General features: G+C 69.9%; 8 protein-coding genes. 3 read left to right on the top strand and 5 right to left on the bottom strand.

Annotation, left to right across the window (positions count from 1 at the left end; translation table 11 throughout):
- The first annotated feature begins 184 nt into the window (after nucleotides 1-184).
- Entirely contained in the window at nucleotides 185-1627 is a 1443-nt protein-coding gene (locus EOD73_RS14375) for a S41 family peptidase (protein WP_127683717.1), read from the top strand.
- Here the strand turns inward: EOD73_RS14375 and EOD73_RS14370 are convergent.
- Nucleotides 1617-3539 carry a S9 family peptidase gene (locus tag EOD73_RS14370; RefSeq protein ID WP_127683716.1) on the bottom strand — a complete coding sequence of 641 codons (1923 nt, stop codon included), beginning with the start codon at nucleotides 3537-3539 and terminating at the stop codon, nucleotides 1617-1619. The two genes, EOD73_RS14375 and EOD73_RS14370, sit on opposite strands and share 11 nt — an antisense overlap.
- An 89-nt stretch (nucleotides 3540-3628) precedes the next feature.
- Between EOD73_RS14370 and EOD73_RS14365 the strand changes: the two genes are divergently transcribed.
- Nucleotides 3629-5287 carry a sensor domain-containing diguanylate cyclase gene (locus EOD73_RS14365; protein ID WP_127683715.1) on the top strand — a complete coding sequence of 553 codons (1659 nt, stop codon included), beginning with the start codon at nucleotides 3629-3631 and terminating at the stop codon, nucleotides 5285-5287.
- On the opposite strand, the gene EOD73_RS14360 is transcribed toward EOD73_RS14365, so the two are convergent.
- Together EOD73_RS14360 and EOD73_RS14355 are read right to left on the bottom strand one after the other, a co-directional pair.
- A complete protein-coding gene (locus EOD73_RS14360) occupies nucleotides 5284-6237 on the bottom strand; it encodes a DNAJC11 domain-containing protein (protein WP_127683714.1) in 954 nt (317 codons plus the stop codon). The two genes, EOD73_RS14365 and EOD73_RS14360, sit on opposite strands and share 4 nt — an antisense overlap.
- 30 nt (nucleotides 6238-6267) lie before the next feature.
- The gene (locus EOD73_RS14355; RefSeq protein WP_127683713.1) at nucleotides 6268-6522 is read right to left on the bottom strand and encodes a DUF3297 family protein; all 255 of its coding nucleotides are present in this window, start codon (nucleotides 6520-6522) and stop codon (nucleotides 6268-6270) included.
- Between the two features lie 135 nt (nucleotides 6523-6657).
- Between EOD73_RS14355 and EOD73_RS14350 the strand changes: the two genes are divergently transcribed.
- A complete protein-coding gene (locus EOD73_RS14350; protein WP_127683712.1) occupies nucleotides 6658-9321 on the top strand; it encodes a prolyl oligopeptidase family serine peptidase in 2664 nt (887 codons plus the stop codon).
- A 25-nt stretch (nucleotides 9322-9346) separates the two neighbouring features.
- On the opposite strand, the gene EOD73_RS14345 is transcribed toward EOD73_RS14350, so the two are convergent.
- Both EOD73_RS14345 and EOD73_RS14340 read right to left on the bottom strand, forming a co-directional pair.
- The gene (locus tag EOD73_RS14345) at nucleotides 9347-11092 is read right to left on the bottom strand and encodes a putative bifunctional diguanylate cyclase/phosphodiesterase (protein WP_127683711.1); all 1746 of its coding nucleotides are present in this window, start codon (nucleotides 11090-11092) and stop codon (nucleotides 9347-9349) included.
- A gap of 297 nt (nucleotides 11093-11389) precedes the next feature.
- Entirely contained in the window at nucleotides 11390-13438 is a 2049-nt protein-coding gene (locus EOD73_RS14340) for an acetyl-CoA hydrolase/transferase C-terminal domain-containing protein (protein ID WP_127683710.1), read from the bottom strand.
- Nucleotides 13439-13489 lie beyond the last annotated feature (51 nt).

The following is a 13489-nucleotide window of genomic DNA, read 5'->3' as shown; positions in this document are numbered from 1 at the left end:
CCCGGCGCAAGGCGCGCATGGTAGCGCATGCATTGAAAAACACCAAATGCGACAAGCACTTAGCGATGACGGCTCGCGGTCGCCTCGCGTCCTCAATCCGCGCCCCCCATTCCTCAATCCGTCGCCACCGGCCGGTGCGCGGCCCCGGGGTGACGTGCAATGGCGGCTTCCAAGGAGCTTCGCCATGCAACGCCGAACCGCCCTCGCCGCCGGGATTCTGCCCAGCGCCCTCCCCTGCTGGGCCGTGGCCCAGGCGCCTGCGTCCGACCTGGACTTGCTGGAACAGGCCCTGCGCGCCCTGCACCCGGGCCTGCACCGGTACCAAAGCGAGGCGGCCTTGGCCACCGGTTTCCACCGACTGCGCCGCGCCTGGGACGCGGCGGACGGCCCCCGGGACCGCTTCTTGGCCCTCAACGCCTTTCTCGGCACCCTGCGCTGTGGGCACACGTACACCAACTTCTACAACCAGCGCGGGGACGTGAAGCAGTCCTTGGTGCTGGGCGCGCCCCGCCTGCCCCTGCACTTCGTGTGGGCCGGCGACGCGGCGGTGGTGACCCGCGTGCACGCCAGCGCGGCCGCCCAAGTGCCCGTGGGCAGCCGCCTGCAGGCCATCGACGGCCGCTCCATGGCCGCGTTGCGCGAGGCCCTGCGCCCCTTGGTGCGGGCCGACGGGCACAACCTCGCGGCGCAAGACGCCTTGCTCGCGCCCACGGGGGCCGACGAGCTGGAAACCTTCGACGTGCTGCACCCCTTGGTTTTCGGCGCGCGCGAGGCCTTCGCCGTCGACCTCCTCACCCCGGCCGGGCAGCCGCGGCGCGTGGCCCTGCGCGGGCTGTCCCACGCCGAGCGACGGGCCATGCGGCCCGAGCCCGAGACCGAGCCGAGCGACGCCACCCCGCCCTGGCCCCTGACCTTGCACGACGACGGCTGTGCCGTGCTGCGCATGCCCGGCTGGGCCATGTACCGCACGCGCTGGGACTGGCAGGCCTACCTGGGCCGTTGCTTCGAACGCCTGCAGGCCGAGCGGGTGCGCGGCCTGGTGATCGACCTGCGCGGCAACGAAGGCGGGCTGGACTGCGGCGATGCGCTGCTGGCGCGGCTCATCGACGCGCCCCTGGACGCCGGGCTTACGCAGCGCCGCGTGCGCTACCGCCAAGTGCCGGCCGAGCTGAACCCGCACCTCGACACCTGGGACGACGGCTTCCGCGACTGGGGCGACCGCATCCAGCCGCACAGCCCGGGCTGGTTCCACTTTCGCGACCAGCCCATCGACCGCATCGCGCCGGCCGGCCCGCGCTTTCGCGGGCGCGTGGCCGTGCTCGTGGACGGCAGCAACCACTCGGCCACCTTCCGCTTCGTGCAGCTGGTGCAACGCCACCGCCTGGGCACGCTGGTGGGCAGCCCCACCGGCGGCAACCAGCGCGGTATCAACGGCGGGGCCTTCTTCTTCCTGCGCCTGCCGGGCAGCGGCATCGAGGTCGACCTGCCGCTCATCGGCACCTTCGCCCCCGAGGGCACGCCTGACGCGGGACTGCGACCCGACGTGCCGGTGGCCGCCACCGCCGCCGACTGGGCGGCGGGGCGGGACCCGGTGTTGGCGGCCGGGCGGCGGGCCGTCAGGGCTTGAGGTGCTTGTCCAAGAAGTCTTTGATGGCCGCGTTCGCCTTGGCCTGGTTGGCCTTTTTGCTGAAGCCGTGCCCTTCGTCGTCAAACACAAGGTACTCCACGGGCACGCCGTTTTTCTTCACGGCGGCCACGATGTCGTCGCTCTCGGGCTTGATCACGCGAGGGTCGTTGGCGCCCTGAATGACCAGCAGCGGCTTGCGGATCTCTTTGGCGTGGAACAGCGGGCTGGTGGCGATGAGGAAGTCCTTGTCCTTCACCGGGTCGCCCACCTCTTGGTACAGGGCCAGGCGGAAGCTCTCCCAGTACGGCGGGATGCTCTCCAGCGTGCGCAGCCAGTTGCTCACGCCAAAGATGTTCACGCCCACCTTGAAGGCCTCGGGACGGAAGGCCATGGCCGCCAGCGTCATGTAGCCGCCGTAGCTGCCGCCCATGATGCCGATGCGCTCGGGGTCGATGACACCGGTGCTGGCGAGGTAGGTCTTCGCCTCGATGCAGTCCCACAGCGGCTCGCGGCCGTGCTTGCCGTCGTCGGCGGTGAAGAAGGTCTTGCCGTAGCCCGAGCTGCCGCGGTTGTTGATGCCCAAAACCGCGTAACCGTGGTTGGCCAGGTACTGGGCCAGCGCGTTGTAGTTGCGCGTGGTTTGCCCGCCGGGGCCGCCGTGCACCAGCAGAACCGCCGGTACCTTGGCGTTCGGGCTGGCGCCTTTGGGCTCCCAGTACACGCTGGGGATGACCATGCCGTCGAAGCTCTTGAAGCGCACCACCTTCGAGTCGACCAGGTCCTTGGGATCGATGTCTTTGGACAGCGACTGCGTCAATTGCGTGGTCTTGCCGGTTTTGAAGTCCAGCACGTACAGGTTGCTGGGCGAGCGGTCGCCGTTCAAGTAGAAAGCCATCTTGCCGCCGCTGTTGGCCACGCGCACGTTGCGCACCTCGCCACCCGGCAGCTTGGGCAGGGCCATGGGCTTGCCGTCCTTCTCCAGCCGCAGCGTGGTGCTCGCGTCGGCGTTGATGCCCGTGACGCGGATGCGGCCGTCGTGCGAGTACATGCTGTACATCACGTCCCAGTCGGCTTTCTCAACGTCCTGCTTTTGGCCGGTGGCGATGTCGTGCGCCACCACGCGGGTGAACTCGCTGCCCTCGTTGCTCAACAGCAGCAGGCGCTGGCCATCGGGCGTGAAGTCGCTGGGGGTGATGCTGGCCACGCCTTGGTGCTGGCTGATGTGCTTCGTTTGGCCGGTTTGCGTGTCGTGCAGGTAGGTGTCGTTGTCGGCCTGCGTGTTGGCCTTGGACAGCGCGATGTAGCGGCCGTCGCGGCTGATGGCGCCCAAGCCAAAGCCCTGATCGTTCTTGAAGACCAGCGTCCGCACGTAAGACTTGGCGTCATAGCGGTACAGGTCGAAGAAGCGTGGGTCGCGCTCGTTGGTGCTGACGTAGAAGCCTGTGCCGTCGACCGTCCAACCCTCGAAGTCGGCTTTGAGCTTGTCGCCCGGTGTCAGGTCCTTCTCGCTGCCATCCAACTCGCGCACGTACAGGTGGTTCAGTTCGTTGCCACCTTGGTCGCGCGTGTAGAGCACGCGGTCGTCCTTGGGAAAGTAGCTCACCGCGTAGTGGCTGTCGGTCTTGCTGTGGGTCAGCGCCACCGGGGTGCCGCCTCCCACAGGCACGCTGTACAGGTTGAAGATGCCGCTGACGTCGCTGTGGAAGAGCACGCGACTCTCGTCGGCGTTGAACGAGGCGCCGCCAATGCGCGTCGTGGCCATGAACTGCTCGATCGTGTAGCGCTTGGCGGCCTTGGCCGGCGCGGCTTTGGCGGTCGGGGTCTGAGCCTGCAGCAGCGCAGGCGCGCCGAAGCTCCCCATCGCCACGGCACAGGACAGGGCCACCGCCCGCCACGTCAGGTTCGTTCGCATGTCGACTCCATCTCAAGTTGAAAAGACGCGCACTCTCGCCAGGACTGGTCACTGCGGCCAGCGGCGGACGACAGTCTGCAGCCTGGCAGGTGCCACCGGGCCCCTCATCCGACGGCTTGCCGGCCACGCCGGGGCTGACTATCCTCGCTGGCAAGACGCCCATCGACAAGGTTCCAGGGAAGGACGAGGCACCGCGCGTGGCCATTCAAGAGCGTTTCTCGCTGAGAACCAGCCTGTTCATCCTGGTGCTGGCATGCGTGGGGCCCTTGGCCGCGCTGAGCGCCGTGCTGCTGGTGCGCCAAGACCTCCAACAGCGCGAGCAAGTGGAGGCCAGCACTGAACTGCTGGCGCGCAAGGTCGTTGCCGACCTCGACCGCGAAATGGCGGGCATTGAAGCCGCCTTGAAGGTGCTGAGCACCTCGCAATCGCTGCAAACCGGCAACTTGCGCGCCTTCCACGAAGAAGCCTCGCGCGCGTTGCGCAGCGGCATCGTGCGCAACTACGTGCTGACCGATGCGCAAGGTCGCCAGAGGGTCAACACCCTGGTGCCATTCGGGCAGGCACTGCCCACCGGCGGCACGCCCGAACAATTGATGGACGTGTTCCACCAACGGACACCGGTGCTGACCGACCTGTTCATTGGCCCCGTCACCCGCAAGCCCACCACCGCCATGGGCGTGCCGGTCGTGGTGGATGGCGAAGTGCGCTACAGCCTCAACATGGGGCTGCCGGCAGACACGCTGAACAAGATGCTCGAGCGCCAACCGTTGCCAGCGGAATGGTTGGTGGCCGTGCTCGACCGCCATGGCGTCATCGTCGCCCGCTCGCGGGATGCGCCACGGTTCGTCGGCACCCCGGCGGTGGCCGAACTCGTGGCCACCGTCAAGGCGCAGCGTGAAGAACGGCTGCACATCCTTACCCGTGAGGGCGTTCCGGTGTCCACCAGTGTTGCGCGCTCCGAGCGCTGGGGCTGGAGCGTGGCCGTGGGCGCTCCCGAACACTTGTTGCGGGACCAGCGCACGGCCATGACGGCCACCGTGGCCGCGGGCACCCTGGCGGCCATCGGCCTGGGGCTGACCGTGGCCTGGCGCTTGGCACGTCGAGTGCTGGCCACGGTGCAAGGGCTGAACGCCGCCGCCCGCGCCTTGCACCGCGGCGAACCCTTGCAACTGCCCCGCGTGCAGCTGCGCGAGGCCGAAGCCGTGGCGCAAGCCATGCAGCGCGCGGCAGTGGCCATGGAGCAGGTGAAGTACCTGGCCCAGCACGACAGCCTCACCGGGCTCGCCAATCGCATGCTGTTCGTGGAATTGGCCCGCCACCGCCTGGCGCTGGCCCGCCGCCAAAACCAAACCTTGGCGCTGCTGGCCATCGACCTGGACGGCTTCAAGGCGGTGAACGACACCGACGGCCATGCGGCCGGCGACAGCGTGCTCAAGCAGGCCGCCGCGCGCCTGGAGGCCGCCTGCCGCGAGGCCGACGTGGCCGCGCGCCTGGGGGGCGACGAGTTCATGGTGCTGCTGGGCAGCACCGACGCGGCCAACGCCGAGCGCACCGGCCAGCGCCTCATCGACGCGCTGGCCCAGCCCTACGCCGGCACGGATCAGGCGGTCTCGGCCAGCGTGGGCCTGGCCCTGTTCCCCGAGCACGGCGAGCACCTCGAGGCCTTGATGGCCCGGGCCGACGAGGCCCTGTACGCGGCCAAGGCGGCGGGCAAGCACCGCCTGCGCCGCGCGCCGCCCGCGCCTTAGCGCAGCTGCAAGCGCTGCCCTTCGGGCACCGTGCGCTCGTCCTCTCGGCCGTTCAGGCGGTAGCGAACGCGCAAGACCTTCGGCTCGTTCGGGGCGGGGTCGCCACCGGCCATCTCGTTGTTGACCCGGACGTTCAGGCGGTCGGTCGCCACCCGTGCTTGCAAGCGGTCGGTGACGTCCATCCACCGGCCTCGCGCGCCGTACTCGGCCCGCAAGATCTGCAGCCGGCGCTGCGGGCCGGTCGTGCCGCCCCAGCCGCCGTCCCAATCGTCTTGGCCCCAGCCGCCGCCGCCCCAGCCGCTGAACTGCGCCCCGTCGACCAAGCTGCCTTCGACGTACTCGAAAGTGCGCGGGCCGCGCGGGCCGCGGGCGTGGATGCGCAAAACCTTGACCTGGCCCTCGTGCGGATCGATGCCGAAGGTGCGGTTGCTCAGCCGGAAGCGCTCGTCGCGCTGGGCCAGCTGGCGCAGGCGTTCGGTCACGTCCGCGTGGCGCTGCGCGGTGCCGTACAGCGCCCGCACGATCAGGTACTCGCCGTCGCGGCCGTCGTCGTAGCCGGGCCGTTCGCCCCAGCCGCCTTCGCCCCCGCCTTGGCCCCAGCCACCGCCGCGCCAGCCTTCGAACAGGGCGCCGTCCACCACGCTGCCCTCCACGTACTCGAAGGTGCGGCTGCGGCCGCTGCGGCCCACGGCTTGGATGCGCAGGGCCTTGACCTCGCCCCGGGCCGGGTCCACGCCGAAGGTGTCGTTGCCCAGGCGGAAGCGCAGGTCCTGCCGCGCCAGCTCGCGCAGGCGGTCGGTCACGTCCACGAAGCGCTGGGGCGTGCCGTAGACCGCGCGCTGGATGCGGTACTCGCCCTCGTCGTCGTGGCGCGGCCGGGCCCCGGCCGCGCGGCCGCCCAAGGTCAACAGTCCCAGGCCCAGCAGGGCCAACACATCCGAACGCTTCATGCAGCAGTCTCCATGTCGAAAGGGCCGGCCTCAGCGGTAGAAGGCTTCGACCGTGCCCTTGAGCTTGATCAGCAGCGGGCGGCCCTTGCGGTCCACCGCGCGGCCGGCGGGCACCTTGATCCAGCCTTCGCTGAGGCAGTACTCCTCAACGTCGAAGCGGTCCTTTCCGTTGAACCGGATGCCGATGTCGTGCTCGAACACCGCGGCCACGTGGTGCGGGCTGCGGGGGTCCACCGACAGGTGGTCGGGCAAGGGCGGGCGATCGGTGGGGGCGGTGTCGGTCATGGTCGTGCGAAGCGAGGGAAGAACAAAGGCGAGATTGTCCGGGCTTTGCCGTGACCATCGGCTGGTGCGCCCTGGCCTTCCTACGATCGCCGGCTTCGCCGACGACCGGGCAGCGCCCTTGCTGTCCCCCGCACCATGCTCCCCATCCGCACCCTCACAAGCGCCGCCGCCCTGGCGGTGCTGCTGCTCACCGCCGGCCAGGCCGACGGCGCGGGCACCGCCACCGCCAGCCCCCAAGTGCTGGAGCAGGTCTTCCGCGCCCAGCCCTACCGGGGCGAGCCGGCCCGCGAGGCCAGCTTCAGCCACAGCGGTCGGTACCTGGCCTACCTGTGGAACCCCTTCGGCGAGCCCGGCGGGGACCTGCACGTGCACGACACGCGCACCGGCAAGACGATCCGCGTGACCTCGCGCCAGCGCATGGCCGCGTTCGACACGCCCGAAGACCTGGCGCGCTTCGACACCAAGCGCCAGCAGCGCGACCGCGAGTGGTCCGAGGCCCAGGCCAAGGTCGAGGCCCAACAGGCCTACCTGCGCGGCGAGGCCGTGGACCTGGCCCAGTGGGACCGCGCCGCGCTGGAGCTGGTGAAGAAAGAAGCGGCCGCCAAGAAGGCCCGGGACGACGCCCAAAAGGCGGCCGACAAGGCCGAGGCCGAAGCGGAGAAGCGCGCCATGGCCGAGCTGGCCGCCCGCAGGGCTGGCAAGCCGGTGCCGCCTGCTGCTGCGGCATCCGCAGCACCCGCGCCCGCGGCGGCCGCCTCTGGGGTGGAGAAGGAAGACTGGGAGTGGCGCGACGAGCTCAAGAAGCACCGCGCCAAGCACAAGCTCAAGCCCACCGACCTTTACCCCGGCGTCGCCCAGATCGAATGGGCGCACGAGCGCGACGAGTTGGTGTTCCAGTACCGCGGCGGCCTGTACCGCTGGCAGGCCAGCGCGCCCGAGCAGATGCAGCCCCTCGTGGTGACGCAGCGCAACCTGCGCATCGTGGCCTACACGCGCGACGACCAGGGCTTCATCTACCTGGACGACGGCAAGCTGCTGCGCAGCCGTTTCGCCGCTGCCGGCGTGCACGTGCTCAACCGCGAGCTGGTGCACCCCGACGACGCCGAGCGCAAGTACAAGATCGAGGCCACCACGCTGAGTGACGACGGCCGCTGGATGGCGCTGGTCGCCCGCGCGCCGCTGGGCGAAGAGGGCAAGCCGCCGCCCAAGCCCGGCCGCCAGGTGGAAATCATGAGCTACGCCGAGCGTTTCGCCACCGCCAAGAAGGTGGACCGCGAGGTCTCCGACGACAAGCGCCTGCAAGCGCCGCTGGCGATCTACATCCGCCAAGTGCCCACGGGGCCTGAAGCGCCGGCCAAGCAGCCCGATCCCGTCTACACCCACAAGGGCGGCGACGTCTGGTTCGAACTGAGCCCCATCGCCTGGACGAAGGACGGCAGCCGTTACGCCTTCAGCACCTGGGAGCGCGAGAAGGAACTGCTGCGCGTTTACCTGGGCAGCGCGAGCGAGACCGCCAAGCCCGAGCTGGTGCTGGAGCGCCGCGGCGACGTGGGCCACGAGGTGGTGAGCGTGCTGCGCCCGCAGTTCACGCCCGACGGCAAGACCCTGGTGCTGAGCCTGGACGAGGCGGGCTACCGCCAGCCCTACGGCCTGGACGTGGCCACCAAGGCGCTGCGCCCCCTGGTGAAGGGCCACTTCGAAGCGCACACCGTGCTCGGCTTCACCCCCGACAGCCGCGCCATGTTCGTGCTGGCCAACCGCGACGACTGGGCCGCCATGAACGTCCACCGCGTCGACCTGGCCACGGGCGCCATGACGCCCCTGGGCGCCGCGCCCGACTACCACCGCAACGCCGCGGTGTCTTTCGACGGCCGCTGGGCCGCCGCCGTGGCCGGGAACTGGGCCGAGCGCCCCGAGCTCAAGCTGCTGCAAGCCGGCCAAGCGCCCAAGGTGCTGACGCAAAGCCACGACCCTGCTTGGGACCGGCTGGGCCTCTTGAAGCCCGAGCGCTTCAGCTTCCAGAACCGCCACGGCGACACCCTGCACGCCTACGCCTTCAAGCCCGCCGGCTGGCAGGCCAGCGACCGCCGTTCGGCCATCGTCTACGTGTACGGCGGCCCGCTGAACGACCGCCACACCGTCGAGACCGACAGCTTCCAACCCACCGGTTACCTGTTCAACCAGTACATGACGGCGCGGCACGGCTTCGTCACCGTCAGCATCGACACGCGCGGCCACAGCAACTACGGCCGCCGGTTCAGCGGTGCCAACTGGGAGCAGCCCGGCCAGCCGCAAACCGAAGACCTGGAGGACCTGAAGGCCCACATGGTCAAGACGATGGGCGTGGACGCCGCGCGCGTGGGCCTGAACGGCTGGAGCTTTGGCGGCTTCCAGACCCAGTACACGATGTTCACGCAGCCCGAGTTGTTCGCGGCCGGCATCGCCGGCGCCGGGCCCACCGAATGGGAGAACTACAACAGCTGGTACAGCGGCCGCACCATCGGCAAGGTGGACCGCAGCAAGCCCAACCTGCGCAAGTTCAGCCTGCTGCCCCTGGCCCCGGGCCTGAAAAAGCCGCTGCTGCTGGTGCACGGCATGCAGGACCCGAACGTGCTGTACCAAGACACGGTCAACATCTACCGCGCGCTGCTGGAGAGCGGCAAGGAAGCGCTGGTCGACCTGTTCCTCGACCCCGATGGCGAGCACGCCATGGGCGGGGCGGTGAAGACCGCGGCCTGGCACCGCAAGTACGAGGCCTTCTGGCTGCGCACCCTGGGCGCGGCGGCCCCGGCGAAGTGATGCGCTGCGGGGCGCTGGGCCGGGCCTAGGCCTGGCGCCAGAGCGCCTCGCAGGCGGCCGGCGCCAGGGCCGGGTGCCACAAGAAGCCCTGGCCCTGGTTGCAGCCCAGGCGCTGCAGGAGCTCGCGCTGGGCCTCGGTTTCCACGCCCTCGGCCACGGTGCGCAGGCCCAGGTTCTGGGCCATGTGCACCACGGCGCGCACGATGGCTTCGTCGTGCGCCGTGCCGCCCAGGCGGGCGACGAAGGAGCGATCGATCTTGAGCCGGCCGATTTGGAAGCGGCGCAGGTAGCCAAGGTTGGAGTAGCCCGTGCCGAAGTCGTCGATGGCCAGCTCCACGCCCATGTCCACCAGGGTGTTCAAGGTGCGCGGGCCATCGCCCACCTCGTCCATCAGCATGGACTCGGTCAGCTCCAGCTCCAGCGCGCCCGGTTGCAGGGCCGTCTCGGCCAAGGCCTGCCGCACCTGCTCGGCAAAGCCCGTGCGGCGCAATTGCACCGGGCTCACGTTGACCGACACGCGCAGGTGTGCGGGCATGCCGGCCTCGCGCCAGGTCTGCACCTGCTGGCAGGCGGTGCGCACCACCCACAGGCCCAAGGGCACGATGAAGCCATTGCGTTCGGCCTGCGGGATGAAGCGCGCGGGCGACACCTCGCCCAGTTCGGGGTGCTTCCAGCGCAGCAAAGCCTCGAACCCGGACAGGTCGCCGGTGGCGAGGTCGTACTGCGGCTGGTAGGCCAGGCGGAATTGATCGCCCCGCAGCAGAGCCTCGCGCAGCGCGGCGTCCAGCACGAGTTGCTCCTCCACCGTGGCCTGCAAGCGCTCGTCGAAGAAGTGGAACTGACCGCGGCCCATTTCCTTGGCGCGGTACATGGCCAGGTCGGCCCGCTTGACCAGGTCGTCGAACGCCTGGGCGTCGGCCGGGTACAGCACCACGCCCATGGAGCCCCCGCAGTTCACGCTGCGCTCCTGCACGCTGAAGGGCTCGGCCAGTGCCGCCACCACCTGCTCGGCCACGCGGCTGGCGCGCTCGCCGCGGTCCAGCCCGGTGAGCAGGATGAGGAACTCGTCGCCGCCGAAGCGGGCCAGGGTGTCGGTGTCGCGGATCAGCGGCTGCAGGCGTTGTGCCACCGCCTGCAGCAGCGCGTCGCCGGCCGGGTGGCCCATGCTGTCGTTGACGAGCTTGAAGTGGTCGAGGTCGAAGTACAGCAAGGCCACCTGCTCGCCGCTGCGCTTGGCGTGGGCGGCAGCGCGCTCGAAGCGCTCTTGCGCCAAGGCGCGGTTGGGCAGGCCGGTGAGGCTGTCGTGGTGGCTCAGGTAGCGCACCTGGTCGGCGTGGTCTTGGGCGCTGCGCGCCTCGGCCTCCACCTGCGTCACCGCCAGCATCAGGTCGCGCGCCAACCAGCGCGCCGCCAAGCCGGTGATGAGCAAGAGCGTGGCGTGGTCGGTGATGATCGACCAGTTCATGGGCTTGACCACGAAGCGCACCCAGCCGTTCAAGTCGGCCAGGCCCACGGCCAGCACGTTGAGCACCATCGCCGTCAGCAGCACGCGGAACAGCAGGCGCTCGCCCAAGAGGGCGGTGAACAGCAGTACGCCCGGGTAGGCCGCCATCGCCGGGTCCCGCAGGCCCATGTTCGACCACATGAGGGTGGACAGGCCGATGAACAGCGTGCTGAGCATCAGGTTGACCGCCAGTCGGTCGCGCCCTTGCCGCGCAAAGAGGTACGCCGCCATGCAGCCCACAGCGCTGAGGCTCAGCACCGCGCTCACCACGGGCTTCGCGAACCCCAGGCCCGTCAACAAACTGGCGCACAGCGCCACCGCGCTGAGCAGGCACAGCGTGCGAACGCGCCGGGCGCGTTTGTCGTGCCGCTGCGCGGCCAGGGTCGACAGGGGGTTGGGGGCCGTGTCCAGGGCTTGCTCCGGGGCCAGGGAAAGCGGCGCAGCATAGGGGCTGCCCCCGTTCCTGACGAGAGTCTGACACCCGGGCCCGCACGGCGGCGTCGCCGCCGTGACTTAACCCTCAGTGGCCCGTGCCGGCGGCGCCACGGCGCGGCCCGCCGGCCGTTACAAATTCCCGGCGAACAGGCGCTTGAGCAACAGGCCCTTGAAGCCTTGGGCCTCGTCCAGGCCCAGGCGTTCCAGGTAGGCCGGGGGCGCTTCTTTGCCTTCCCACAGGCTCTTGAGCGCCATCGTGACCAGCTCCACCGGGTGTTGCGTGGCCTTCTTCAAGCGGCGCAGCGCGGCCACCATCTTCAACTCGTCGGCCGTGAGGTCGGTGCCAAAGGGGAAGCCGGGCAGCAGACCGGCCACCGTCCAGGGGTGCAAGCGGTCGTCCAGCGCCTGGGGGGTGTTGTGCGTCCAGGCCTCGGGCAGTTGCCAGTCGCGCGGCAGCTTGCCATGGGCTTGCGCGGCGCTCACCAGCTCGGGTTGGAAGCGGGAGTCGGCGATGCGGATCAAGCGCTGCACCACCTCGTGGTCGGGTTGCGCGCGCAGGTCGGCCACGCCGTACTCGGTGATGACGATGTCGCGCAGGTGCCGCGGGATGGTGGTGTGCCCGTAGCTGAAGACGAGGTTGCTGACCGGGCCGTCCTTCGTGTCGTGCGTGGCGCGCAGCATCAGGATGGAGCGCGCGTCGGGCAGCGCGTGGGCCATGGCCACGAAGTTGTACTGCCCGCCCACGCCGCTCACCACCTGGCCCGATTCGAGCGCGTCCGAGGCCGCGGCGCCCAGCAGGGTCACCTTCATCGTGGTGTTCATGAAGCGCGCGTGGCGCCGCTGTACGCGCTTGAGCTGCGTCTCTTCGGCGCTGTGGCCGTAAAGCTGGTTGATGAAGTCGATGCGCGTCATGTCGATGCGCGCTTTTCTCTCGGCCGGCATGGTGCGCAGGCGCTCGTAAAAGTCGCCGGGGCCGAGGAAGAAGCCGCCCGTCATGCAGTGGCCGCTGCGCAGGCGCGCCCCGGGCTCGAGCGCACCGTCGGGCCCCACCACCAGCAGGCCGAAGCGTTTCAGGAAGGCGAGGTCCTCGGCCGTGGGCGGCTCGCTGATGCGGCCTTCCTCGCGCAGCGCCTGCAGCGCCGCCTCGCCGGGGGCGGCGGGGTCGATGCGCCCTTCGTTCACCAGGGCCTGCAGCACCGCGTCGCCGTAGACCTCGCGCCGGATCAGGCCGGCCTCGATCAGCTGCAGGAAGCCATTGACGAACATCTCCGAGCAGCCGTACAGGCCTTGCTCGAAGCGCCCCAGTTCCCGGCCCGCCAGGCCCTCGGGGCACAGGCCTTCCAGGATGCGGCGGTACTCGGCGCCGTGGCGCTCGCGCACGATCAGCGCCTGCGCGATGGCGTCGCCCAAGGAGCCGATGCCGATCTGCAGCGTGCCGCCGTCCTTGACCAGGCTGCTGGCGTGCAGGCCGATGGCGTGGTCGGCCGTGCTCACCTTGGCGTTGGGCGGTGCGAACAGGGTGTGCGTGGCCGCGGGGTCGGTCACCACGAGGTCGAAGAAGTCGGGGGACACCTCGGCCCCGTTGGGCATGAAGGGCATCTCGCGGTTGACCACGCCAACCTTCAGCAGCGGCTGCCCCGTCTCGGCGAAGCGCTCCACCAACTCCAGGATCACGTCGGGGTTGCTGGACAGGCTCAGGCGCCAGTCCTCGCCTTGGCCCTGCGTGGCCACCGCCTGGGCGATGACGTTCAGGCCCTGGCCCAGCATGTCGCGCGCCACGAAGGTGTAGTTGGTGCTGATGTACTGCTGCTGCGCCAGCTCGTTGCTGAGGTAGTCGCCCGTCTTGAAGAAGAACTCGCGCACCTGGATGTGCGGCGGCAGCGTGCCACCGCGCAGGTCCTTCACGTAAGCCAGGTCGGGGTAGTCCTTGAACACCCGCTCGACCAGCGGCGCCAGGAAGTGCTGTTCCAGCTCGCTCTTGCCCGTGGGCACCTCCAGGCTCAGCGCCGTGATGATGGTCAAGGGGCGGCTGGGGTCGGCCTTCATGCGCGCGTACAGGCGGTTCACGAAGGGGTTGGGCTTGCCGATGCCCAGGGGCAGGCCCAGCACGATGGGGCCTTGCACGCGGGCCAGCACCGCGTCCACGGCGGCGTCGAGGTGGTTCAAAACGGTGGTCATGGGGCGTCTCCAGCGGGGGCCCCATCCTGCCCGGCCGTAGGCGCCGGGCCC

This window comes from Inhella crocodyli (assembly GCF_004004565.1).
GTDB lineage: Bacteria > Pseudomonadota > Gammaproteobacteria > Burkholderiales > Burkholderiaceae_C > Inhella > Inhella crocodyli.
Note: the sequence above shows the minus strand (reverse complement) of the source record. Positions and strands in the feature narration are given on the sequence as shown.